Raw genomic sequence first — 22,684 nt, 5'->3', positions numbered from 1 at the left:
GCGACCTCCCGGAAGAGAACACGTTCTACCTAGGCACGTTAGCACGCTATTGTGGAACGCGTTCTCTGTTGCGGAGGAGGCGGCGATGCGGGTCGAGGTCGATCGGGACCAGTGTGAGGCCAACGGGGTCTGCGCGGGGTTCGCGCCGGACGTGTTCGAGCTGGATGACGACGATGAGCTGCACATCAGTCAGCCTGGCGACGGTGTCGACGCCAAGTGGGTCGCGCAGGCGGTCGCGTCGTGCCCGAAGGCGGCGCTGACGCTTCGCGACTGAGGGTTGCCCGAAACGAGAACAGATTCTAGTCTGGCGTTCCCACTCACGAGGGAGACGCCATGTCCGTGGACCTCGACGGCAAAGTCGCCGTGGTGACCGGCGCGGGCGCCGGGCTCGGCCGCGCGGAGGCGCTCGCGCTGGCCGCCCAGGGCGCCGAGGTGATCGTGAACGACCTGCCCGGCGGCACCGGAGGAGACGTCGTCGCCGACGTCGAGGCTGCGGGCGGCAAGGCCGTCCTGGTCGAGGGTGACGTCGCCGACCGCGCCACGGCCGACGCGCTCACCGCGGCCGCCCTCGACCGGGGCGGGCTTGACATCGTGGTCAACAACGCGGGCGTGCTGCGCGACCGGATGCTGTTCTCGATGTCCGACGAGGACTGGGACCTGGTGCTCAAAGTCCACCTCCGCGGCCACTTCCTGCTCTCCCGCAACGCCGCCGCGCACTGGCGCGCCGAGTCGAAGGCGAAGGGCGGCCCGGTCTACGGCCGGATCGTCAACACCTCGTCCGAGGCGTTCCTCGCGGGCTCGCCGGGCCAGCCGAACTACGCCGCCGCCAAGGCCGGGATCGTCGCGCTGACACTCGCCACCGCGCGCGGCCTCAGTCGTTACGGCGTCCGCGCCAACGCGATCTGCCCGCGCGCCCGCACCGCGATGACCGAGGGCGTCTTCGGGGAAGCCCCCGACGGGCCGGACCCGCTCTCGCCGGACCACGTCGCGCCGCTGGTCGCCTACCTCGCCTCGCCCGCCGCCGACGCGGTCACCGGGCAGGTGTTCGTCGTGCACAGCGGCATGGTCGCCCTGCTCGCCCCGCCCACGATCGAGCGCCGGTTCGACGCCGACGCGTGGACCCCGCAAACGCTTGCCGCCCAGGTCGGGGGCTACTTCGCCGACCGCGACCCGGCCCGCTCGTTCGCCGCGGACGAGATCCTCAAGGAGAGCCGATGACCCTCAGCCTCGCGCCGCACGTCGCCCGCGTCGGGCTGCCCGGTCAGGGCATCCTGATCGACGGCCGCTGGCGTACGACGGAGAGCGCCTGGACCCACATCCACCCAGCGACCGGTGAGGCCATCGGGGAGTTCCCGGTGGCGAGCGAGTCCGATGTGGACAGCGCGGTGCGGGCCGCGCGCACGGCGTTCGACGAGGGCACCTGGCCGCGGGCGCGGGCCACGACGCGGATCAAGACTCTGCACCGCTACGCCGCCCTCCTGCGGGAACACGCCGACGAACTGCGCGCCCTCCAAGCGCTCGACAACAGCGTGCCGCTGAGCTTCGGCGGCATCTACGCGACGTCGGTCGAGGCCGCCGCCGACGTCTTCGAGCACCACGCGGGCTGGATCGACAAGGCGGGCGGTGAGACCCTGCCGCCGTACCAGGGCGGCGACCACCTGGCGCTGACGTTCCGCGAGCCGCTCGGCGTCGTCGCGGCGATCCTGCCGTGGAACGCACCGTTCCTGCTCTACGCCCAGAAGGTGGCCCCCGCGCTGGCGGCGGGCTGCACGGTCGTGGTCAAACCGTCGGAGTACGCGACGTTCACCGTGCTGCGCATGGTCGAACTCCTGCACGAGGCCGGGCTGCCCGACGGCGTGCTCAACGTCGTCACCGGCCCCGGCGACCCGACGGGTGAAGCCCTCGTCACCCATCCGATGGTCGACAAGGTCAGCTTCACCGGCAGCCGCGCAGTCGGCCGCCGCATCGTCGAGGCGTCGGCGGGCACGCTCAAGCGGGTCAGCCTCGAACTCGGCGGCAAGTCCCCGACCCTGGTCTTCCCGGACGCCCCTGACATCGGCCTCGCCGCGATGACCACGATGGGAACGGTCACCATGGGCCTGTCCGGCCAGGCGTGCGTCGCCCACACCCGCGCCTTGGTCCACCGCGACTGCTACGACGAATTCCTCGCCGCGGCGGCCATGCTCGCGGGCGCGATCACCTACGGCGACCCGTTCGACCCCACCGTCCTCGCCGCCCCGCTGATCAACCCCAAGCAACTCGACCGGGTGATCGGCTATATCGATCGGGGCAAGGACTCGGCACGCCTGGTCATCGGAGGGTCCAAAGTGGACGGTGTGGGCAACTTCGTCCAACCCACTATCTTCGCCGACGTGGACAACACCGCCGAGCTGGCGCAGGACGAGATCTTCGGCCCGGTCCTCGCCGTCGTCCCGTTCGGCGACGAGGACGAGGCGATCCGGCTCGCCAACGCCACCGAGTACGGCCTCGGCGCCGGGATCTACACCACCGACAACCGCCGCGCCTTCCGCGTCGCCCGCGCCCTGCGCGCGGGAACGGTCGGCATCAACGGCTTCCAGGTCGAGCCGCACCTGCCGTTCGGCGGGTTCAAGCAGTCCGGACTCGGCCGCGAGGGCGGCCGGTCGGCGTTCGAGGCCTACACCGAGCTCAAGACAGTGCTCATGCCGCTCACCGACGAACTCATGTAAGGGAAGTCCGAATGGGACGGTTGGACGACAAGGTCGCGCTGGTCACCGGCGCGGCGCGGGGCCAGGGCGCCGCGGCGGCGCGCCGGTTCGTCGCCGAGGGCGCCAAGGTGATCCTCGCCGACGTCCTAGACGACGAGGGCAAGACCCTGGCCGACGAACTCGGGGACCGCGCGTGCTTCCGCCACCTCGACGTGGGCGACGAGGACGACTGGGCCGACGCGGTGGCCGACGACCGCTTCGGCCCGATCACCGTTCTCGTGAACAACGCGGGCATCCTGCACTTCAGCCCGCTGGTCGACACCAAGCTCGCCGACTACGAGCGGGTCATCCGGGTCAACCAGACCGGCTGCTTCCTCGGCATGCGCGCGGTCGCGCCAGGGATGATCGCGGCGAACCAGGGCTCGATCATCAACGTGTCGTCGATCGAGGGCCTCAAAGCCGCCCAGCTCGTCATCGCCTACACCGCCAGCAAGTTCGCCATTCGTGGAATGACGAAGGTGGCCGCGATGGAACTCGGCGAGCACGGCGTCCGGGTCAACTCGGTGCACCCCGGCATGATCGACACCCAGATGCTGCCCACGGCGTTCGGCGGCGTCGAGATCGACACCAGCCGCATCGGCAAGAAGGTGGCCCTGCGCCGCACCGGCCAGGCTGACGAGATCGCCAACCTGGTGCTTTTCCTGGCGAGTGACGAAAGCTCGTACTGCACAGGCGCCGAGTTCGTCGCGGACGGAGGAGCCACTACCACGCATGCCCTGTCCTTTTAACGCTGTGTCTTTTTAACAGCAAACCCGTGAAGTATTCGCGTACCTGGTTCGCCGACACATCGTTGTGCTGACGAACACTGTCCGCGGTGATGACCGGCAGGAGTGATCAGCCGTTGAACACGCGAACCGACAACGCCGTCGTGCGGGGGCTGAGCCACGTCGGCCGCGTGACGACACTGGCCTGGGACGTCGTCCGGCTCGTCCCGCGCAAGCCGTTCCAGAGCCGCGAGTTCATCCAGCAGTGCTGGTTCTTCGCCAGCGTCACGATCCTGCCGACGGCGCTGGTCGCGATCCCGTTCGGCGCGGTCATCGCGCTGCAGCTCGGATCCCTGACCCAGCAGATCGGCGCGCAGTCGTTCATCGGCGCGGCCAGCGCGCTGACCATCGTGCAGCAGGCCGCGCCGCTGATCACCGCGCTGCTCGTGGCGGGCGCGGGCGGCTCGGCGGTGTGCGCCGACATCGGCTCGCGCACGATCCGCGAGGAGATCGACGCGATGGAGGTGCTGGGCGTCTCGCCGGTCCAGCGGCTCATCGTGCCGAGGGTGCTCGCCGCGATGATCGTCGCGACCCTCCTCAATGGACTTGTCAGCGTCGTCGGTGTCACCGGCGGCTACTTCTTCAACGTGGTCCTGCAGGGCGGCACCCCTGGCGCGTACCTGTCGAGCTTCAACGCGCTCGCCCAGCTCCCTGACCTGTGGATCAGCACGATCAAAGCGGTCATCTACGGCTTCGTCGCCGGGGTCATCGCCGCCTATCGCGGGCTCAACCCGGCGGGCGGGCCGAAGGGCGTCGGCGACGCGGTCAACCAGACCGTCGTGATCACGTTCCTGCTGCTGTTCGCCATCAACGTGATCCTGACCGGCATCTACCTGCAGATCGTGCCGCCGAAGGGGTTGTGATGGCCACGATTCTGATCACACTGCTGCTCCTGCTGCCTGTCATCAATGTCGTGCTGTCCGGTGTCTTCTCGCGGAGCGTGCTGTGATGGCCACGGTCCCGCGCTCGCTGCGCAAAGCCGTCACCCAGCCCGCCGAGGGACTCGCCTCGCTGGGGTTCCAGCTCGCGTTCTACGTCCGGGTGGTCAAGTCGCTGCCCCGCACCATCTCGCACTACCCGCGCGAGATCATGCGGCTGCTGTCGGAGGTGTTCTTCGGCAGCGGCGCGCTCGCCGTCATCGGCGGCACGCTCGGGGTGATGGTCGGCATGACCGTCTTCACCGGCCTGATCGTCGGCCTGCAGGGCTATTCGGCGCTCAACCAGCTCGGCACGTCCGCGCTGACCGGCTTCATCGCCGCGTACTTCGACACCCGCGAGGTCGCGCCGCTCGCCGCGGGCCTGGCGCTGTCGGCCACCGTGGGCTGCGGGTTCACCGCCCAGCTCGGCGCCATGCGGATCTCCGAGGAGATCGACGCGCTGGAGGTCATGGCGGTGCCGAGCCTGCCGTACCTGGTGACCACGCGGGTGATCGCGGGCGTGGCGGCGGTGATCCCGCTCTACGTCGTCGGCCTGCTGTGCTCGTATGTGGCGTCGCGGCAGGTCACGGTGTGGTTCTACGGGCAGTCGGCTGGCACCTATGACCACTACTTCCATCTCTTCTTACCCCCGGAAGACGTGCTCTGGTCGTTCCTGAAGGTTCTGGTGTTCAGCGTCGTGGTGATCGCGGTGCACTGCTACTACGGCTACACCGCGACCGGCGGCCCGGCGGGTGTCGGTGTCGCGGTCGGCCGGGCGGTGCGGACCGCGATCGTGCTGCAGACGCTGCTCGACTTCTTCCTCAGCCTCGCGATCTGGGGCGCGTCCACGACGGTGAGGATCGCCGGATGACCGAGGGGAAGCTGCGCTACCAGGTGTACGGGCTGGTGTTCCTGCTCGTGGTCGCCGGGCTGGTCTGGGTGGCGATCGGCTTCTACCGCAAGGCGTTCACCACGGTGGTGCCGGTGACACTGGAGACCGACCGGGTGGGCAACCAGCTGCGTGAGGGCTCCGACGTGAAGCTGCGCGGGCTGATCGTCGGCGAGGTCCGGTCGATCCGGCCGACCGGTGACCGGGCGGTGCTCGACCTCGCACTCGACCCCGAGTCGGTCGGCCTGATCCCGGACAACGTCTCCGCGCAGCTGCTGCCGAAGACGCTGTTCGGCGAGCGCTACATCGCCCTGCAGATCCCCGCTGTCCCGTCGCCTTCGTCGTTGCGGGAGGGGTCGGTGATCCCGCAGGACCGCACGGCGTCGGCTATCGAGATCGAGCGCGTCCTCGACCATCTGATGCCGGTGTTGCAGGCCGTGCAGCCGGAGAAGCTGGCGACGACGCTGTCGGCGATGTCGACCGCGCTCAACGGCCGGGGCAAGAAGTTCGGCGAGACGATCGTGGAACTCAACGCCTACCTGGAGAAGTTCCTGCCCAGCCTGCCCGACCTGCGGGCCGACCTCACCGCACTCGCCACCGTCGCCGACACCTACGCCGACGCCGCGCCCGACCTGCTGGCCGCCATGTCGGACCTGACCACGACGACCCGCACGATCGTCGAGCAGCGGTCCAATTTGGACGCCCTCTACGCGTCGGCGACGACGGCCTCGATCGACCTGGAGCGGTTCCTGACCGTGAACAGGAACAACCTCATCGAGCTCGCCGACACCTCGCAGTCTACGCTGGCGGTGCTCGCGAAGTACGCGCCGGAGTACCCGTGCCTGCTGGAGAACCTGGTCAAGGCGATCCCGGCGTCCGAGCGCGCGTTCGGCAAGGGCACCGCCCACCCGAAGGTCTCCCGCGTCACCATCGAGATCGCGGCGAGCCGGGGCAAGTACCTGCCCGGCGTCGACACCCCGCGCTACGACGACAAGCGCGGCCCCCGCTGCTACCGGATGGCGCAGCCGGGCGAGAAGTTCCCGCAGTACACGACCGACGGGCCGGTGCGCGACGGCTCGTCGAAGCCGCCGCCACCGCGGTCGGACCGGCCGGAGCGGTTCCGCCCGACGGTCCCGTCGGCCGCGGACGTGCCGCTGGTGGCCAACACCCCGGCCGAGCGTGACCTGGTCAGCGCGCTGATCGCGCCGGGGCTCGGCGTGATGCCCGACGATGTGCCGGACTGGGCGAGCCTGCTGGTCGGACCGGCCTTCCGCGGTGCGGAGGTGAGCCTGCGATGAGGTCGATCACGGGTCCGCTCATCAAGATCACCGTGTTCGCCGCGGTCACCGTCGCGCTGACCGCGATGCTGGGGCTGACGATCGTGAACTCGACGATTGGCCGCACCAGCGAGTACGCCGCGCTGTTCACCGACGCCACCGGCATCATCGCGGGCGACGACGTGCGGATGTCCGGGGTGCGGATCGGGCAGGTGCGCGACGTGCGGGTGGTGGACCGGCCGGGCGGCGGCCCGCAGGTGGCGGAGGTGGCCTTCGACGTCGAGGCGTCGCGCAAGCTGCCCGGGTCGATCACCGCGACCATCAAGTACCGCAACCTGATCGGCCAGCGCTACGTCGCGCTCGGCATCGGCGACATCCGCGACACCAACGCTGTGTTCACCCCCGGCGAGACGATCCCGCTGGAGCGGACGAAGCCCGCGCTCAACCTGACGGTGCTGTTCAACGGGTTCCGGCCGCTGTTCCAGGCGCTCGAACCCGACCAGGTCAACGAGTTGACCGCGCACCTGATCCAGGTGCTGCAAGGGGAGGGCGGCACGATCGACAGCGTCCTGACCCACACGTCGTCGTTGACCAACGCCATCGCCGACAAGGACAAGGTGATCGGCCAGGTGATCGACAACCTCAACACCGTGCTGGACACGGTGAACGGCCGCAGCGCCGAGGTCGCCGGGTTGATCGACCAGCTCCAGCGGCTCAGCACGGGCTTGGCCGAGCAGCGTGAACCGATCGGTGACGCGGTCGCGGCCCTGGGTGACCTGACGACGGTCACGTCAGGGCTGTTGACGGAGGTCCGGCCGCCGTTGAAGCAGGACATCGCGGGGCTGGGGCAGCTGTCGACGACGTTGGCGCAGCACGAGGACACCGTCGACCACTTCCTCAAGACCTTGCCCGGGAAGTTGAACGCCCTCACCCGATCGGCCAGCTACGGAAGCTGGTTCAACTACTTCCTGTGCAGCGCGTCCGGCCGGGTCGGGGTGTCGGAGCTGGGGATCGTGGTCGACCTGCCGCTGCTGCCCGCGCCGGGGACGCGGCGACCCGAGAGGTGCGGGCCGTGAAGTCGCTGCGGGAACGGGACCAGGCCGGGGTCGGCGCGACGACGCTGGTCGTGCTGGTGCTGGCCGTGCTCGCCACGTTCTTCGCCGACGACCTGCCGATCATCGGCGGCGGCACCACGTACGCCGCCGAGTTCACCGAGTCGGCGGGGCTGCGACCGGGCAACGAGGTGCGGGTCGCGGGGGTGAAGGTCGGGTCGGTGGACTCGGTCGAGCTTTCGGGGACGCTGGTGCGGGTCGACTTCACCGTGCGTGACGCGCGCATCGGTGACCGCAGCACGCTGTCCATCCAGATCCGCACCCTGCTGGGCGACAAGTACCTCGCGATCAGTACCGAGGGCGCCGACACCCAGAGCCCCGACGACGTCATCCCGCGCGCGCGGACCATGACGCCGTTCGACATCCTGCCGGTGTTCAACGAGCTGTCCCGGACCGTGACGAAGATCGACACCGAGCAACTGGCGGAGAGCTTCCGCGTTGTCTCCCAGGCCATGTCCGGCAGCCCCGCGCATTTCCGTGACGCGTTGACCGGCATGTCCCGCCTGTCCGCGACCCTGTCGACCCGCGACGACGAACTCGCGCGGCTGCTGTCGAACACGTCGACGCTGAGCAAGACGGTGGCCGACCGCGACCGGCAGCTGCAGAAGCTGTTCACCGACGCGGGCCTGCTCCTCGACGAACTGCAGGTGCGCCGCGATGCCGTGAGCAAGCTGTTGACCGGCACGAAGGCGCTGGCCGACGAGCTGCGTGGGCTGGTCGCCGACAACACCGCGCAGCTGAAGCCGATGCTGACCCAGCTCGACAAGGTCACCACGGTGTTGGCGCGCAACCGGGACAACCTGAGCCAGGGCGTGGCGAACCTGGCGCCGTTCGTGCGGGTGTTCAACAACGTGGTCGGCAACGGGCGGTGGTTCGAGGGCTACATCTGCGGGCTGCTGCCACCCCCGGTCAAGACCGGCATCTTCGACGTGAACCCCGAGGGCTGCTCGACCCCGCTGACCCCTGGGGGTGGCCGGTGATTCTGCGCTCCAAGCTGCAGCGGGACACGACGTTCGCCGTCGTCCTGCTGGTCGTGATGGGTCTGATCGTGGCGGGCGTCCTGTGGTGGGTGGCCAAGCCGACTTCCGGTGTGTCGGTCACCGCCCGCTTCGCCAAGGCGATCGGGTTGTATCCGGGGACGGAGGTGAAGGTCCTCGGCATCACCGTCGGCACCGTGGACAGCGTCACCCCGCGCGGCGACCACGTCGAAGTCACAATGACGGTGGATGACGGTTTGCCGCTGCCTCGGGACGTGTCAGCGGTCGCTGTCGCACCGAGCCTTGTCAGCGACCGTTATGTGCAGCTGACGCCTGTCTCCGATGGCTCGCATCTGATCGACGACGTCCAGATCCCTCTCGAACGCACAGCGAGCCCGGTGGAGATCGACGACTTGGCGGCCAGCGTCAGCGAGTTCGCTACGGCGCTTGGCCCGAATGGCGCGAACTCCGAGGGCGCCCTGTCGACCGCCCTGGACTCAGCCGCGGCGACGCTGGGTGGCAACGGGCAGCTGCTGAACGACACGATCCATCGGCTGTCGGAGGCTGCCAACACGTTGTCGACTTCGTCGGGGGATCTGTTCTCGACTGTGGACAACCTACAGAAGTTCACCCGAACCCTGGCGGAGAGCGACGCGCAGGTTCGGGGGTTCAATACGCGGCTTGCCGGGGTGGCTGACTATTTGGCGGAGGACAGCGACGATCTTGGGTTGGCTTTGGCCGCGTTGGCGGATGCTTTGGGGCAGGTGCATGGGTTCATCGGGGAGAACAAGGACCTGCTGAAGTCCAATGTGGATCGGCTGGTGGTGATCACGCAGACGCTGGTGGACCAGCGGGGGGCGTTGGCTGAGGTGTTGGACGTGGGGCCGTTGGGCGCCACCAACTTCCTGAACACGTACGACGCGGCGAGCGCTTCGTTCGCGGTGCGGGGGAATCTGAACGAGCTGAGCTACCCGCCGATCACACTGCTGTGCCGGACAGTGCAGGCGGCTACGCCCAAGCAGCTGCCGCAGGCTCTTGGCGATATTTGTGCGAAGTTGGCGCCAGTGCTGGACGGAACTCTCAAGCTGCCGTCGCCGACGGACGCCCTCAACGCTTTGCAGCGGGGCGAACTGCCGCCGATGCCGCTACCGCTGCTCGATTTGCCGGGACAGAACGGGCCGGGGCTGGTGGGTGGCCGATGAAGCGACTCGTGGTCGTTCTGGCGCTGCTCGCGACCGGGTGTGGGACCGGTGGGCTGTATGACGTGCCGTTGCCCGGTGGGGCCGACCTCGGCGACCGTCCCTACCGCGTGACCGCCCACTTCGCCGACGTGCTCGATCTCGTGCCGCAAGCCGCCGTCAAGGTCAACGATGTCGCGGTCGGGCGGGTCGACAAGATCAGGCTCGCCGACGACAACACAACCGCCGTGGTCGACCTGCTCGTCAACGGTGCCGTAAGACTGCCCGGCAACGCCGCGGCCGACCTCCGGCAATCCAGTCTGCTGGGCGAGAAGTACATCTCCCTGCGCGCGCCCGCCGACGGGCAGGGCACGCTCGACGACGGCGCCGTCATCCCCAAGGAGCGCACCAACCGCAACCCCGAGATCGAGGAAGTCCTCGGCGCGCTCTCCCTCCTCCTCAACGGCGGCGGCGTCGGCCAGGTGAGTGACATCGTGCGCGAGGTGAACGCCGCGATGTCCGGCAACGAGACTGAGATCCGTTCCTTCCTGTCCAATGTAGACACCCTCGTCACCGAGTTGGACGGCCAGAAGGGCGACATCACCAAGGCCATCGACTCGCTCAACCGCCTCTCCGGCACCCTCGCCACCCAGACCGACCAGATCGCAGGCGCGCTCGACCACCTCGCCCCCGGCCTCAAAGTCGTCGCCGATCAACGCGACCAACTCGTCGCCATGCTCGGCGCGCTCGATCAGCTCTCGACCACCGCCGTCGACACCGTCAATCGGAGCAAGGCCGACCTCGTCCAAGACCTGAAGCTGCTCGCGCCCACCCTGGAGAAGCTCGCCGCATCCGGGGCGAACCTGCCGAACTCCCTGCAACTGCTCCTGACCTACCCCTTCACCGACTACACCCTCAACGCCATCGAAGGGGACTTCACCAACGTCGACGTGACCTTCGACCTCGACCTCAGCGTGCTGCTCGACAACATCAACAGCGCAGGCACGCCCCTCGTCCCGCTCCCCGGCGTGCCGACGCCGATCGCTGCGCCGCCCCTGCTGCCCACGCTCCCGACCCTCCCGCAGACCCCTGTCGCGGGTGGGCTGCTCGGGCCGCTGCTGGGCGGGCTGCTCGGAGGTGGGCGCTGATGCTGGCGACCCCGGTGAAGGTCCGGCTGTTCCTGTTCGCGCTGATCGCCGTCGTCGGGATCGGATACGTCGGCGGCACCTACGCGGGGCTCGACCGGCTCGTCGGCCTGCGCGGATACACCGTCACCGCCCGGTTCGCCGACTCCGGGGGGATCTTCACCAACGCCGAGGTCACCTACCGCGGTGTGCCCGTCGGGCGGGTCGCCGCGCTGCGGCTGGCCGAGGGTGGCATCGACGTCGACCTGGAGATCTCCGACGACGCGCCGTCGATCCCCGCGGACACCGACGCCGTCGTCGCCAACCGGTCGGCCGTGGGGGAGCAGTTCGTCGACCTGGTCCCGGCCCGCGACGGCGACCCGTTCCTCGCCGACGGCTCCGTGATCCCCCGCGAGCGCACGCGGATCCCGACCAGGCCGGACGAGCTGCTGTCCAAACTGGACACCCTGGTCGCCGGCATCCCGGTCACGTCGCTGCGCACCGTGGTCGACGAACTCGACCGGGCCTTCCGCGACACCGGCCCCGCGATGCAGACCCTCCTCGACGACACCGCCACGCTGACCGGCGCCGCCACCGAGCACCTGCCGCAGACCACGAGCCTGCTCGCCGACGGCCGCGTCGTGCTCGCCACCCAGGCAGCGCAGTCCGACCTGATCCGCTCCTACAGCCGCGACCTGCGCACCATCGCCGCCCAGCTCAAGACCTCCGACCCCGACTTCCGCACCCTGCTGACCGCCGCGCCGCTGGTGTCCGAGCAGGTCCGCGAGGTCCTGCGCGACTCCGGCCAGGGCCTCAGCGTCGTGCTGGCCAACCTGCTGACCACCGCGCAGATCCTGGTGACGCGCACGGACGGGCTGGAGGAGCTGCTGGTGGCGCTGCCCATCGCGGTCGCCGCCGCGCCCGCGGCCAACCCCGACGGCACCGGGCACCTCGGCCTGGTGCTCACTTTCGCCGACCCGCTGCCGTGCACCCGCGGCTACGAGACGACCAAGCAGCGGCCCGCCAACAGCGTCGCCGACACCCCGGCCAACCACCAGGCGTACTGCGCCGAGCCGCCGGGCAGCCCGACCGGTGTCCGCGGCTCGCAGAACGCGCCGTACGGGGGCAAGCCGAAGGAGATCCCGGCCGCGCCGGTCGCCGCGCCGGGGCAGCCGGTGCCCGCGTTCCCGCTGCCCGGCACGGTGGGTCTGCCCGGTTTGCCCGGATTGCCGTCCTTGGCCTCACTGCTGGGGATTCCGGGCTGAGAACTATCCGTTCGCCCACCTTTACCGATCATGCGGTTACGTCCGGCGCGCCCGCCGCGATGTCGGGGCATGCGAAGATCCCTTTGTTGGGCGTGCGTTTCGATCTCCCTGTTCGTCACCGGCTGTGAATCGGTGTCGCAGGACTCATGGAATTGCACCCAGAGCCGGTGCGAGATGACCGTTTCCGGCTCCCCGACGCTGGAAGTCCTCGACGCCCGGCTGAAGACCAAGGTGTCGCGCGGGCGGGTCCGGGTGTCCGGCGGCGGGGTCGACGTGACGCTCAACCCGGGCGAGGCCGCGATGGTCGACGGCGTCCGCGTCGAGGTGCGGTCGGTGGACAACGGGACCGCCACCATCGTCGTCACCGAGTGAGGGCTCAGGCCAGCAGCACCCCGTGCTCGGCCCACCACTTCGTGTAGTGGGGGTTGCGGTTGACCAGCTCCGCGTAGGTCGCCGCGATCGCCTCGCGCATCATCTCCGGGTCGACCGGGCAGGGGTCCTTCCACGCCAGCTCGACCCGGCCCACCAGCGGGTCGCCCACCAGCGGCCGGACCACCAGGCCCATGCCCTCCTGCGACGTCGGCTGCGCCAGGCTCACGCACTGGCCGCTGGTGACGAACTCGCGCGCCGACACCGCGTCGCTCGCCTCGTGGGTGATGCGCGGGTCGAACCCGGCCTTGCGGCAGGCCCAGCGCAGCGCGGCGACGCCTCCGTGGTCCTCCTGCGGGTCGACGATCCAGTTCTCCTCGGCCAGCGCGGACAGCTCGACCTTCTCGTTGGCCGCCATCGGGTGCCACTCCGCGAGCGCCACGAACTGGGGCTCGACCGGCACGATCACGTCCCGGCGCACCCCGTCGGCGCCGCTGCCCTCGAACCCGACGCCCTCGACGAGGATCGCCGCGTCCACCCGGCCCGCGCGCACCTTGGCCAGCAGCGCGGCGACCGACGGGTCGGTGTGCACGGAGACCTTCAGCGGCAGTGCAGCGCCCGCCTTGGTGTGCAAATCGTTCAGCCGGGGGATCAACCCTGGGACCAGCGCGCCGGGGATGCCGCCGATGCGCAGCTCCACCTGCTCGTCGGCGCCAGTGGGGCGGCCTGCCTGCTCGCCGCGCAGGTCGGCCATCTCCTTGACGACAGCGCGGGCCTTGGCGAGCACGGTGCGGCCGAACGACGTGGGGATCACCCCGGTGCGAGCGCGCTCGAACAGCGGCGCCCCCATCGCCCGCTCGATGCGCTGCAGCTGGGAGGTCAGTGACGGCTGGGAAAGGCCGAGGGCGGCGGCGGCTTTGGTGATGCTGCCTTCGTCCGCGACCACGATGACGATCCGCAGGTGGCGGAACTCCAGTTCCATGCCCGACATGTTATGGGCACGAATTATGGACCTCCTAGCGCATCGGCGATCCTGCGACAGGCGGCGATTCAACGGTGTTCACGCCAAGCCTGTGAACGCACCTCCGGTCACCACGGTGACGATGACCCAGCCCAGCAGCAGCCCGATGCCGAACCCGCGCGCGGACCGGTTGGGGGTCAGCACCAGGATCAGCCCGCCGCCGAACACCGCGAGGCCGAGCAGGACCACGGTGGACAGGGCGGTGCCGCCGCCCGAGTGCACGATGAGCAGCACCATCAGGTCAAGCGGAAGGAATGCGGCGGCGCCGACCAGGACCATCCCTGGTGACACGCCGGAACTCGGGTCGACGGTTCCATCCGGGAGGCCCATGCGCCCGCCCTTCGTGTCCTGCCCCCTGTCGTGATCCCGCTATTGCACACCGCGCGGCGGCCGGATTCCAGGGTCTTACGGAAGTGAAATTGTCGGTGGGTGGGCCTAGCTTTGTGGGGACCACTGCTCGACCAGCCAGGAGATCGTCGTGACCACGCTGCCAGACCGCCCGAACACCGCACTCATGGTGATCGACGTCCAGAACGGCGTCATGGCCGGAGCCCACCAGCGCGACGCGGTCGTCGCCAACATCGCCACCCTCGTCGAGAAGGCGCGCGCCGAGAGCGTCCCCGTCGTCTGGGTCCAGCACTCCGACGAGGAACTGGTGCCCGACACCGAGGTGTGGGCCTACGTTCCGGAACTGCCCCGGCAGGAGTCGGAACCGTTGGTGCACAAGAAGTTCGGCGACTCGTTCGAGGACACCGAGTTGGAGAGCGTGTTAGCCGGCGCGGGCGTGGGTCGCCTGGTCGTCACCGGCGCGCAGACCGACGCCTGCATCCGCTCCACCATCCACGGCGCCTTCGCCCGCGGCTACGACGTGACGCTGGTCGGCGACGCGCACACCACCGAGGACCTGTCCCAGTGGGGCGCGCCCGCGCCGGACCTGGTCATCTCGCACACGAACCTGTACTGGAAGCACCAGACCGCGCCCGGCCGCACCGCCGGTGTCACCGAGACGAAGGACATCGCATTCGATTCACTTAACAGTTAACGGTTTAGGTCGCGCGCCATCTGGCCTAGCCTCCCGATCAAGGGAGGCCGACGGATGTCGATCATGTCAGTGGAGAACCGCGACGCGGGCCCGTTCGCCGACGCGCTGCGCGCGGCGATCCGGGCGCGTGGGCTGGGGCTGCAGCGGCTGCGGGAGCGGCTCCGCGTCCGAGGGGTGACGATCAGCCTCGCGACGCTGAGCTACTGGCAGTCGGGGCGAAGCAGGCCGGAGCGGCGGGAGTCGCTGGTGGCCCTGAAACACCTCGAGGCCGTGCTGGAGGTGCCGGAGGGGTCGCTGTCGGCGCTGGTCGGTCCGCCGCGGCCGCGCGGGCGGTGGTTGTCGACAGTCGGCGACAGCCTGCCGCTGAGCGCCCTGTGGCCGCGGCCGGAACCGGTGACGGACGCCCTGGCCGAGGTCGACACGACCTGGGACGAGCGGCTGACCCGGATCAGCCAGCACGACCGGGTCTACGTCGGCCCGGATGGCGGCGAGGTCGGGTACACCTCGCGGCAGGTCCTGCGGTCCGAGGTCGACGGGTCCGACCGCTGGGTGGTCATCCTGCACACCGACGAGCACGATCGGCCCGCGCCGACGGTCAACGCGGTGCGCAACTGCCGGTTGGGCCGGGTCGTGACGCGGCGGGCGGACGGGCTGACGGTGGCCGAGCTGCTGTTTGACCGGCCGCTGACCAGGGGCGAGACGGTGATCACCGAGCACGAGATCATCCACGCCGCGCCGTACCCGGTGGACCGGAACTACGAGCGGAAGTTCCGGCTGCCCGTCCGGGAGTTCGTCCTGGAGGTCAGCTTCGACCCCGCCGCGATGCCCGCGCGCGTCGAGCAGTACAGCCGAACCGGCGGCGGGCCGGAGCTGACGGTGCCCGCGACGCTGGACCCCGGCGGGGGCGTGCACTCGGTCGCGCTCGACTTCGGGCCGGGGTGTTTCGGCTTCCGGTGGTCGTAGCTTTCGGTTGTCCCAGTTAACAGTTAAGCCCCGGCGCTCGTTGTGCCTGGCCGAGCGCGCGGTCCATCCTGCTGACGTGGGTTATCCAGGAGGCGAGGCGGGCACCACCCTCGCGCCATCGCCGTCACCGTTCCTGCGAGGCGTGCTGGACCAGGTGCACGCCGCGGTCGAGCCGATGATCGGCGCGGGCCGGGTCGCCGACTACATCCCCGCCTTGTCCACTGTGGACCCCAAACGCTTCGGCATGGCCGTGGCCACCGTCGACGGCGAGACCTTCGGCGTCGGTGACTACCGCCAGCCGTTCTCCGTCCAGAGCCTCGCGAAGGTCTTCGCCTTCGCCCTGACCCTGGCCGTCGACGGCGACCGCGTCTGGGGCCGCCTCGGCCGCGAGGCGTCGACCCAGCCGTTCAACTCCCTGGTCCAACTCGAGCAGGACCTCGGTATCCCGCGCAACCCGTTCCTCAACGCAGGCGCCCTGGTGACCACGGACCGCCTCCTGACCCTGACCGGCGACGCGGCGGGCGCCCTGCGGACCTTCCTGTCCACCGAGTCGGGCAACACGTCGGTCGACACCGACCTCGAGGTCGCGTCGTCGGAACTGGCCCACGTCCACCGCAACGCGGCCCTCGCCCACCTGGTGGCGAGCTACGGCAACCTGGACAACGCCGTCGCCGACGTCCTCGACCACTACGTCCGCCAGTGCGCCATCGCCATGTCCTGCGAGGACCTGGCCGCCGCCGCCCTGTTCCTGGCCCGCGGCGGAACCGGCGCGGATGGTGCCGCCCTGCTCGACCGCGAGGCCACGAAGCGCCTCAACGCCACGATGCTGGTCTGCGGCATGTACGGAGGCGCGGGCGAGTTCGCCTACCGCGTCGGCCTGCCCGCCAAGAGCGGCGTCGGCGGCGGCATCATCGCGGTGGTCCCCAACCGCTGCGTGGTGTGCGTGTGGAGCCCCGGCCTGGACGCCTGCGGCAACTCGGTGGCGGGGGTGGCGGCCCTGGAGGCGTTCACCTCGATCACAGGTTGGTCCGTGTTCTGAGAGAAATTTGCGTTCAATGAACGGTTAACACCCGTCGTGGTGTTGTCAGGGACCTCCGATACCGCCAACATGATCGGTGGACGGCCACGGAGTCGAGCAGGGTCGACTACGGTCGGCCGTTCACGCCTCGCCGCAACGCTCCAGTCCGGCCGGGACACCGGAGTGGCGCGCCCTCGCACGGCGAGGCCGGTGATCCCGGGGCGGCGCTGCCAATCAGCTGCTCCGGGATCACCACCCAAACACGCACCAAAGCGCAAGTCGGCCAGGCCGCGACGTCAGTCGGTCTCGCTAGTCCGAGGAAGCTGCCGCCGATCCTCATCCCCAGCCAACCGATTCCATTCCCCATTAGCCACAGCACTCAACGTCGGCCGCTCCGCCTGCGCGTACTTCGGCGAAACCTCCGTGTCGTTCACCGCCGCGGTCAACTCCGCGAAAGTCGGCAACAACGCCGCCGCCTCCCGAATCTGATCCGGATGCCGCGACAGCCACCACACCATCGCGCTCCCCGGATCCGTGAACACGTTCTCCGCCAGATAAGCCCGAGTGCTCTGCTCCAGCTCCCGCTCCTGGTGCAGCACCTGCTTCTCCTTGCGCAACTCCGCCAGCCGAGTCAGCCGCGCCACGTCACTCTCGGGAATCGTCAGCCCGACGTCCTCCGCCCACGCCAACACCTGCCCCGACCGATCCAACGCCTTGACCCCCAACTCAGCCGCGAGCCGGGTTCGCACGTTGTCCGTATCCGTCGGCGCCCCGGTCACCGTGATCTGACGGGCGCGCTCCAGGATCGCGTGCACCGCGAGACCCCGAGGATTGCCATGGTCGGCCTCAGGCGTAGGCGTCCAGCAGACCTTGCAAGACAGCACGAACCGGTAGTACGGCTCCGCACTGTCGACCGGGATGGCCGGGACGTGGTGTTCGTCGGACACGACCTCCGGCTTCGACGCCGCCGCCCGCTCCTTGGCCACCTCAGCACGCAGTTCGGCCTGTTCGCGTTGGAAGACGACCTGGCGCACGCCCATCGCGCCCGCGGCGATGCTCAGCACCAGCAGGACCACGGTGAGCCACCGGGGAAGGTCGAACGCGAAGGTCAGCATGAGCGGCAACAGCAGGGCGGCGCCCATCACCAGGACGGGCGCCCGCCAGCGCGCGGAGGTCTCCACACTGTGTGCGTACCTGGTGTGCCCCCGGTGCAGTAGCCGATCCGCGCGGATTCCCTCGAACATACGAACATCATCACGCGGGTCTTGGGCCAAGCGGCTGAACCGATCCGGCATCAGGGTGCGCCGAGCGCGGCGCGGATGCGTTCGGCGAAGTCCTCCGCCCGGTTCTCCGCGTCGTACGGATGGCGCGGGCCGAGCCAGAAGCGCAGGCCGTCCTTGCGTCGACGGGGGATGACGTGCAGGTGGAGGTGCGGCACCGACTGGCTGACCACGTTGTTGATGAGGATCATCGACCCGTCCGCGCCGAGGCCGTCCTCGACCGCCCGCTCCAGCCGCTGCGCGAGGGTGAAGAACCCGGGCACGCGGTCGGCGGGCAGGTCGCTGAGGACCTGCACGTGCGTCTTCGGCACGACCAGGGTGTGGCCGTGGAACAGGGGACGGTGGTCGAGGAAGGCGATTGTCGCGTCGTCCTCGTGGACCACGGCGGCGGGCAGCTCGCCGCCGATGATCTGGCAGAACGCGCACGGCTTGGAGGTCACCCTGGCATGTTATGGCCGGCTGGGATGTCCGATAGGCGCGACGCCGCTGGGAAGATCAGCAAGCCGGTGCACCACCGGTCATTCGTGCTGGGCACAATGGCGTAGTGACCGCCCCAGACACCCCGTACCAGGTGCGTCGGACCCCGACCCAGTTCCGCGCCTCCCGGCAGATCGAACGCATCCTCGACGCCGCCGCGCGGGTCGTGGTCGACAAGGGGTTCTCCGCCGCCACGACGGCCGACATCGCCAAGACGGCGAAGGTGTCCATCGGCTCGGTCTACCGCTACTTCCCCGACAAACTCGCCGTCATGCGCGCCGTCGTCGAGCGCAACACCCTGCGCTACCAGGAGCGCGTCACCACCGAGGCCGCCGTCCTGCCCGCGTGGGACACCGCCGTCACCCGCGCCTACGACATCTACGTCGACATGTGCCGCACCGACCACGGCTTCCGCGCCATCAGCAACGCCGGCCTCGCCGCGGGCGAACTCGACTCCAACGAGTTCGACGACCCCCTGGCCGACGGCCTCGCCGACCTCCTGGTCGACCGCTTCGCCTTCGCCGACACCGAGGCACTGCGCGTCAGCGTTCTGCAGGCCGTCACGATCGGAGACGTGCTGACGCGCCTGGCGTTCCGGCTCGACCCGAGCGGGCACGAGGACACGCTCGCCAAGACCGCGACCATGGTCCACAACCTGATAGGCGCCCACGCCCCGCGGTAGGTCGAACCGGATTCGGCGGACCGCCGCCGGACACGCCGCCCGCCGAATCCACGACGGCTCGGAGCAGGCAAAACGGCCTTCCGATTTGGTGACCCACCGGTACGGCCGCCTTGATCGGCGACGCTGTCGGCACCCCTGACCCTGAGGAGTGCCGATGAGCCGCCTGGCCACTCTCGCTGTGCACGCGGGCCGCGATGATCTCGCGGGACTCGGTGTGCACGTGCCGCCGATCGACCTCTCGACCACCAACCCCGTGCCCAGCGTGGAATCCGGTGGCGCCGCCTACGAGGCGCTGGCCACCGGTGGGCTGCCGCCCGCCGAGGGCGGGCTGGTCTACCAGCGGCTGTGGAACCCCACGGTCGCCCGGTTCGAGGACGCCCTCGCCGTGTTGGAGCGGGCTGAGCAGGCGGTGGCGTTCGGGTCGGGGATGGCGGCGCTGACGGCGTGTCTCATCGCGACGGTCAGCGCGGGCAAGCCGCACATCGTCGCCGTGCGGCCGCTCTACGGCGGGTCCGACCACCTGCTGGCCACCGGGATGCTCGGCACCACCGTCACGTGGGTGGAGCCCGACGGGGTGGCCGCGGCGATCACGGGCGAGACCGGGCTGGTGATCGTGGAGACCCCCGCGAACCCGACCCTCGACCTGCTCGACCTGCGCGCGGTCACCGCCGCGGCGGGCGACGTGCCGGTGCTGGTGGACAACACGTTCGCCACGCCGGTGTTGCAGCGGCCGGTGGAGCACGGCGCGACCCTCGTGCTCCACTCGGCCACCAAGTACCTCGGCGGCCACGGCGACGTCATCGGCGGTGTCGTCGCGGCGGACGCGGAGTGGGCCACGAAGCTGCGGGGCGTGCGGGCCATCACCGGGGGGTTGATGCACCCGCTCGCCGCCTACCTGCTGCACCGGGGGCTCCAGACGCTGCCGGTGCGGGTCCAGCAGCAGCAGGCCAACGCCATCGCGGTCGCCGAGTGGCTGGAGGGGCAGCAGCACGTCGAGCGCGTGTACTTCCCGTCCGGTGAGCTGGTCGGCAGGCAGATGTCCGGTCCCGGCGCCATGGTGGCCTTCGCCGTCGAGGGTGGGTACGCGGCGGCGGCGCGGACCGTCGAGGCGGTCCGGCTCATCACCCACGCGGTGTCACTCGGTGGGGTGGACTCGCTGATCCAGCACCCGGCGTCGCTGACGCACCGGCCGGTCGCGGCGCACGCCAAGCCGCACGCGGCGGTGCTGCGGATGTCGGTGGGGCTCGAGCACGTCGACGACCTGATCGCCGATCTGGAGTACGCGCTCAAAGAGGCACACCGCTGACGGGAAAGTACAGTCGGCCGATGAGTGATCTCGACGCCGTCGACATCGCGATCCTGCGGGAGCTGCAGCTGGACGCGCGGCTGCAGAACAAGGAGCTCGCGGCGATCGTCGGGGTCGCGCCGTCCACCGCGCTGGAGCGGGTGCGGTCGCTGCGCCGCCGCGGGGTCCTCACAGGGTTCCACGCGACTGTGAACCTCGCCGCGCTCGGCCGGCCCATCAGCGCGCTGCTGTCGGTGCGGGTCCGGCCGCACCGCCAGCAGATCGTCGCCGCGTTCAAGGCGTTCGTCCTCGACCAGCCGGAGACGGTCTCGTTGCTGCACGTCGCCGGGCCTGACGACTACCTCGTCCAGGTCGCGGTGCCCGACACCACGCACCTGCAGCAGCTGCTCATCACCCGGCTGCTGAGCCGCCCGGAGGTCGTCTCGGTGAACACGATGTTGGTGTTCGAGGCAATAGGCCAACCGGTGCAAGGTCCGATCGGGTAAGCGCTGTCACTCACATGGGTGATTGCCAACTGTGAATGACGCATTGATGTCGATGGCGTGAATGGGTAGCTAGTCGTTGCCCGGGTGCGGTAAACAGGGCGGGACGGACACACCGTGTCATCGCTCGGGGGCACTCTGCGGCGGCGGCACCGGCCATTCGGGTGATGACGATGAGCCAACCCTGCAAAGAGTCACAACCGTCCGAGTGGAGCGAGATAGACGAGCTCCTGCGCGCGGTCGTGGCCGACGGCTTCACCGTGTACCTCTGCGGCGGCCCGGACGACCCGGAAGCCATCGTGGCGACCTACGCGTGGGAGGACCACGTCGACTACGTGGTGATCAAGGACGCGCACGACGTGACCGCCGCGCGCTCGCGGCAGAGCAGAGACTGGGACGTCTTCACCGCCGACGCCGTCGTCTGGTCCTACCACGGCCACGCCCGCTGGGCGCTGCGCGCGATCCTCGACCTGCTGCCGCCGGACCACCCGCAGGCACCGGACGACGAGTACCCGGCGCCGGAGAGCCTCAAGGTCGACGAGGCCCACCTGCGGCGCGTGTCGGTCCGCACGCCCCGGCCGGGCCTGGTCGCCCGCCGCGCGACGCGGCTGCGCACCGCGACATGGGGCTGCAGGCTCGCCTGAGGAACATCACAGGTTTTCGGTGGCACCATCGAGGAATGAGACGGTTTCCTCTGGCCATCGGACTGGGACTCGCCGCGGTCGCGTGGATCGTGCGCGACATCCCGGCCGCGCTGGGCGGCAAGGCGCGCGGCGACCGCGCGGCCCGCGTCCAGGGCTCGCCGCAGTTCCGCGACGGCGCCTTCCACAACCGCGCCCACACCTCGCAGATCGTCCCCGAGGCCGGTCGCGGCATGGTCCGCGAGCTGCTGTTCGGCGACCAGCGGCGCACGCCCGCGGGCCCGGTCCCGCTGGTCAGCCCGCCCGAGCCGACCGACGACGGCCTCTACCTGACCTGGTACGGCCACGGCACCACGCTGGTCGAGATCGACGGCGCGCGTGTGCTGTTCGATCCGGTGTGGAGCGAGCGGGTGTCCCCGTCGCGGCTGGTCGGGCCGCGCAGGCTGCACCCGATGCCGCAGCCGCTGTCGGAGGTCCCCGACGTCGACGCCATCGTCATCTCGCACGACCACTACGACCACCTCGACATGGCCACCGTCCAGACGCTCGTCGCCACCCGCACCGCGCCGTTCGTGGTGCCGCTCGGCGTGGGCGCGCACTTGGAGCGGTGGAACGTCCCGGCCGAGCGGATCATCGAGCTCGACTGGGAGGAGAGCACGGAGATCGCGGGCATCCGGCTGACCGCGACCGCCGCGCAGCACTTCTCCGGCCGCGCCTTCGTCCGCGACGACACGCTGTGGGCGTCGTGGGTCGTGGCGGGCCCGAGCAGGCGCGTGTTCTACACCGGCGACTCCGGCTACTTCGACGGCTACGCCGAGATCGGCGCCGCGCACGGCCCGTTCGACGCCTCCCTCGTCCAGGTCGGCGCGTACGCCCCGGGTTGGCCGGACATCCACATGACCCCGGAGGAGGGCGTCGCCGCGCACGTCGACCTCGACGGCGGGCTGCTGATCCCGGTGCACTGGGCCACGTTCAAGCTCGCGCTGCACAGCTGGTCCGAGCCCGCCGAGCGCGTGTGGGCCGAGTCGAAGGCCCGCGACGTCGCGCTGGCGATCCCGCGGCCGGGTGAGCGCGTCGACGTCGACAACCCGCCGCCGGTCGACCCGTGGTGGCAGACGCTGGCCTAAGGCGGCCGGCGCGCTCGCGGGGCCGG

25 protein-coding genes are annotated in these 22,684 nt (G+C 70.0%); 21 read left to right on the top strand and 4 right to left on the bottom strand.

What is annotated here, in order from left to right:
• The first annotated feature begins 85 nt into the window (after window positions 1–85).
• The 13 genes from ACSHT8_RS17710 (at window position 86) to ACSHT8_RS17650 (ending at window position 12,622) form a co-directional block, all read left to right on the top strand.
• Entirely contained in the window at window positions 86–274 is a 189-nt protein-coding gene (locus tag ACSHT8_RS17710; protein ID WP_436491928.1) for a ferredoxin, read from the top strand.
• Between the two features lie 59 nt (window positions 275–333).
• Window positions 334–1,218 (top strand): 3-oxoacyl-ACP reductase, encoded by an 885-nt coding sequence (locus tag ACSHT8_RS17705; RefSeq protein WP_436491927.1) that lies wholly within the window; start codon window positions 334–336, stop codon window positions 1,216–1,218.
• The gene (locus ACSHT8_RS17700; RefSeq protein ID WP_436491926.1) at window positions 1,215–2,708 is read left to right on the top strand and encodes an aldehyde dehydrogenase family protein; all 1,494 of its coding nucleotides are present in this window, start codon (window positions 1,215–1,217) and stop codon (window positions 2,706–2,708) included. Before ACSHT8_RS17705 ends, ACSHT8_RS17700 begins: the two co-directional genes overlap by 4 nt.
• Window positions 2,709–2,719: 11 nt before the next feature.
• Window positions 2,720–3,475: a glucose 1-dehydrogenase gene (locus ACSHT8_RS17695; protein WP_436491925.1), complete on the top strand. Its 756-nt coding sequence runs from the start codon at window positions 2,720–2,722 to the stop codon at window positions 3,473–3,475.
• A 113-nt stretch (window positions 3,476–3,588) separates the two neighbouring features.
• Window positions 3,589–4,374, top strand: coding sequence for an MlaE family ABC transporter permease (locus tag ACSHT8_RS17690; protein ID WP_436491924.1), 786 nt, complete (start codon window positions 3,589–3,591; stop codon window positions 4,372–4,374).
• An 85-nt stretch (window positions 4,375–4,459) separates the two neighbouring features.
• On the top strand, window positions 4,460–5,299 hold the full coding sequence (locus ACSHT8_RS17685; protein WP_436491923.1) for an MlaE family ABC transporter permease: 840 nt from the start codon (window positions 4,460–4,462) through the stop codon (window positions 5,297–5,299).
• Window positions 5,296–6,615, top strand: coding sequence for an MCE family protein (locus ACSHT8_RS17680; RefSeq protein ID WP_436491922.1), 1,320 nt, complete (start codon window positions 5,296–5,298; stop codon window positions 6,613–6,615). Before ACSHT8_RS17685 ends, ACSHT8_RS17680 begins: the two co-directional genes overlap by 4 nt.
• Entirely contained in the window at window positions 6,612–7,670 is a 1,059-nt protein-coding gene (locus ACSHT8_RS17675) for an MCE family protein (RefSeq protein ID WP_436491921.1), read from the top strand. The genes ACSHT8_RS17680 and ACSHT8_RS17675 overlap by 4 nt, the downstream gene beginning before the upstream one ends.
• Window positions 7,667–8,686 carry an MCE family protein gene (locus ACSHT8_RS17670; RefSeq protein ID WP_436491920.1) on the top strand — a complete coding sequence of 340 codons (1,020 nt, stop codon included), beginning with the start codon at window positions 7,667–7,669 and terminating at the stop codon, window positions 8,684–8,686. The genes ACSHT8_RS17675 and ACSHT8_RS17670 overlap by 4 nt, the downstream gene beginning before the upstream one ends.
• Complete coding sequence (locus ACSHT8_RS17665; protein ID WP_436491919.1) at window positions 8,683–9,885, top strand: MCE family protein; 1,203 nt, start codon at window positions 8,683–8,685, stop codon at window positions 9,883–9,885. The genes ACSHT8_RS17670 and ACSHT8_RS17665 overlap by 4 nt, the downstream gene beginning before the upstream one ends.
• Window positions 9,882–11,009, top strand: a complete 1,128-nt coding sequence (locus ACSHT8_RS17660; RefSeq protein WP_436491918.1) for an MCE family protein — start codon at window positions 9,882–9,884, stop codon at window positions 11,007–11,009. The genes ACSHT8_RS17665 and ACSHT8_RS17660 overlap by 4 nt, the downstream gene beginning before the upstream one ends.
• Window positions 11,009–12,250: an MCE family protein gene (locus ACSHT8_RS17655; protein ID WP_436491916.1), complete on the top strand. Its 1,242-nt coding sequence runs from the start codon at window positions 11,009–11,011 to the stop codon at window positions 12,248–12,250. Before ACSHT8_RS17660 ends, ACSHT8_RS17655 begins: the two co-directional genes overlap by 1 nt.
• Before the next feature lie 174 nt (window positions 12,251–12,424).
• Window positions 12,425–12,622, top strand: a complete 198-nt coding sequence (locus tag ACSHT8_RS17650; RefSeq protein WP_436491915.1) for a hypothetical protein — start codon at window positions 12,425–12,427, stop codon at window positions 12,620–12,622.
• Between the two features lie 4 nt (window positions 12,623–12,626).
• On the opposite strand, the gene ACSHT8_RS17645 is transcribed toward ACSHT8_RS17650, so the two are convergent.
• Complete coding sequence (locus ACSHT8_RS17645) at window positions 12,627–13,601, bottom strand: LysR family transcriptional regulator (RefSeq protein WP_436491914.1); 975 nt, start codon at window positions 13,599–13,601, stop codon at window positions 12,627–12,629.
• A 78-nt stretch (window positions 13,602–13,679) separates the two neighbouring features.
• A complete protein-coding gene (locus ACSHT8_RS17640; protein WP_436491913.1) occupies window positions 13,680–13,970 on the bottom strand; it encodes a hypothetical protein in 291 nt (96 codons plus the stop codon).
• 148 nt (window positions 13,971–14,118) lie between these two features.
• On the opposite strand from ACSHT8_RS17640, the gene ACSHT8_RS17635 reads away from it, so the two are divergent.
• The 3 genes from ACSHT8_RS17635 (at window position 14,119) to ACSHT8_RS17625 (ending at window position 16,684) form a co-directional block, all read left to right on the top strand.
• Window positions 14,119–14,682, top strand: coding sequence for an isochorismatase family protein (locus ACSHT8_RS17635; protein WP_436491912.1), 564 nt, complete (start codon window positions 14,119–14,121; stop codon window positions 14,680–14,682).
• A 54-nt stretch (window positions 14,683–14,736) separates the two neighbouring features.
• Window positions 14,737–15,645, top strand: a complete 909-nt coding sequence (locus ACSHT8_RS17630) for a helix-turn-helix domain-containing protein (RefSeq protein WP_436491911.1) — start codon at window positions 14,737–14,739, stop codon at window positions 15,643–15,645.
• Between the two features lie 133 nt (window positions 15,646–15,778).
• The gene (locus ACSHT8_RS17625) at window positions 15,779–16,684 is read left to right on the top strand and encodes a glutaminase (protein ID WP_436502091.1); all 906 of its coding nucleotides are present in this window, start codon (window positions 15,779–15,781) and stop codon (window positions 16,682–16,684) included.
• Window positions 16,685–16,959: 275 nt separating this feature from the next.
• Here ACSHT8_RS17625 and ACSHT8_RS17620 read toward each other — a convergent pair whose 3' ends face one another.
• Complete coding sequence (locus ACSHT8_RS17620; protein ID WP_436491910.1) at window positions 16,960–17,907, bottom strand: hypothetical protein; 948 nt, start codon at window positions 17,905–17,907, stop codon at window positions 16,960–16,962.
• Window positions 17,908–17,957: 50 nt separating this feature from the next.
• Entirely contained in the window at window positions 17,958–18,383 is a 426-nt protein-coding gene (locus tag ACSHT8_RS17615) for an HIT family protein (RefSeq protein ID WP_436491909.1), read from the bottom strand.
• Between the two features lie 104 nt (window positions 18,384–18,487).
• Between ACSHT8_RS17615 and ACSHT8_RS17610 the strand changes: the two genes are divergently transcribed.
• From ACSHT8_RS17610 to ACSHT8_RS17590, 5 genes are all read left to right on the top strand, one after another.
• A complete protein-coding gene (locus ACSHT8_RS17610; protein ID WP_436491908.1) occupies window positions 18,488–19,102 on the top strand; it encodes a TetR/AcrR family transcriptional regulator in 615 nt (204 codons plus the stop codon).
• Between the two features lie 154 nt (window positions 19,103–19,256).
• A complete protein-coding gene (locus ACSHT8_RS17605) occupies window positions 19,257–20,408 on the top strand; it encodes a trans-sulfuration enzyme family protein (RefSeq protein WP_436491906.1) in 1,152 nt (383 codons plus the stop codon).
• Between the two features lie 20 nt (window positions 20,409–20,428).
• Entirely contained in the window at window positions 20,429–20,893 is a 465-nt protein-coding gene (locus tag ACSHT8_RS17600; RefSeq protein ID WP_436491905.1) for an Lrp/AsnC family transcriptional regulator, read from the top strand.
• 170 nt (window positions 20,894–21,063) lie between these two features.
• Entirely contained in the window at window positions 21,064–21,534 is a 471-nt protein-coding gene (locus ACSHT8_RS17595) for a hypothetical protein (protein ID WP_436491904.1), read from the top strand.
• Between the two features lie 35 nt (window positions 21,535–21,569).
• Complete coding sequence (locus ACSHT8_RS17590; RefSeq protein ID WP_436491903.1) at window positions 21,570–22,658, top strand: MBL fold metallo-hydrolase; 1,089 nt, start codon at window positions 21,570–21,572, stop codon at window positions 22,656–22,658.
• The last annotated feature ends 26 nt before the right edge of the window (window positions 22,659–22,684 follow it).

Source organism: Actinokineospora sp. HUAS TT18 (assembly GCF_051364635.1).
GTDB lineage: Bacteria > Actinomycetota > Actinomycetes > Mycobacteriales > Pseudonocardiaceae > Actinokineospora.
This window is presented reverse-complemented; position numbering and strand designations above follow the sequence as displayed.

Excerpts from the sequence above, each read along its gene's own strand:
- ACSHT8_RS17710 (WP_436491928.1), top strand. The coding sequence starts at position 86 with ATGCGGGTCGAGGTCGATCGGGACCAGTGTGAGGCCAACGGGGTCTGC.
- ACSHT8_RS17705 (WP_436491927.1), top strand. The coding sequence starts at position 334 with ATGTCCGTGGACCTCGACGGCAAAGTCGCCGTGGTGACCGGCGCGGGC.
- ACSHT8_RS17700 (WP_436491926.1), top strand. The coding sequence starts at position 1,215 with ATGACCCTCAGCCTCGCGCCGCACGTCGCCCGCGTCGGGCTGCCCGGT.
- ACSHT8_RS17695 (WP_436491925.1), top strand. The coding sequence starts at position 2,720 with ATGGGACGGTTGGACGACAAGGTCGCGCTGGTCACCGGCGCGGCGCGG.
- ACSHT8_RS17685 (WP_436491923.1), top strand. The coding sequence starts at position 4,460 with ATGGCCACGGTCCCGCGCTCGCTGCGCAAAGCCGTCACCCAGCCCGCC.
- ACSHT8_RS17680 (WP_436491922.1), top strand. The coding sequence starts at position 5,296 with ATGACCGAGGGGAAGCTGCGCTACCAGGTGTACGGGCTGGTGTTCCTG.
- ACSHT8_RS17675 (WP_436491921.1), top strand. The coding sequence starts at position 6,612 with ATGAGGTCGATCACGGGTCCGCTCATCAAGATCACCGTGTTCGCCGCG.
- ACSHT8_RS17660 (WP_436491918.1), top strand. The coding sequence starts at position 9,882 with ATGAAGCGACTCGTGGTCGTTCTGGCGCTGCTCGCGACCGGGTGTGGG.
- ACSHT8_RS17655 (WP_436491916.1), top strand. The coding sequence starts at position 11,009 with ATGCTGGCGACCCCGGTGAAGGTCCGGCTGTTCCTGTTCGCGCTGATC.
- ACSHT8_RS17650 (WP_436491915.1), top strand. The coding sequence starts at position 12,425 with ATGACCGTTTCCGGCTCCCCGACGCTGGAAGTCCTCGACGCCCGGCTG.
- ACSHT8_RS17645 (WP_436491914.1), bottom strand. The coding sequence starts at position 13,601 with ATGGAACTGGAGTTCCGCCACCTGCGGATCGTCATCGTGGTCGCGGAC.
- ACSHT8_RS17640 (WP_436491913.1), bottom strand. The coding sequence starts at position 13,970 with ATGGGCCTCCCGGATGGAACCGTCGACCCGAGTTCCGGCGTGTCACCA.
- ACSHT8_RS17630 (WP_436491911.1), top strand. The coding sequence starts at position 14,737 with ATGTCGATCATGTCAGTGGAGAACCGCGACGCGGGCCCGTTCGCCGAC.
- ACSHT8_RS17620 (WP_436491910.1), bottom strand. The coding sequence starts at position 17,907 with ATGTTCGAGGGAATCCGCGCGGATCGGCTACTGCACCGGGGGCACACC.
- ACSHT8_RS17605 (WP_436491906.1), top strand. The coding sequence starts at position 19,257 with ATGAGCCGCCTGGCCACTCTCGCTGTGCACGCGGGCCGCGATGATCTC.
- ACSHT8_RS17600 (WP_436491905.1), top strand. The coding sequence starts at position 20,429 with ATGAGTGATCTCGACGCCGTCGACATCGCGATCCTGCGGGAGCTGCAG.
- ACSHT8_RS17595 (WP_436491904.1), top strand. The coding sequence starts at position 21,064 with ATGAGCCAACCCTGCAAAGAGTCACAACCGTCCGAGTGGAGCGAGATA.
- ACSHT8_RS17590 (WP_436491903.1), top strand. The coding sequence starts at position 21,570 with ATGAGACGGTTTCCTCTGGCCATCGGACTGGGACTCGCCGCGGTCGCG.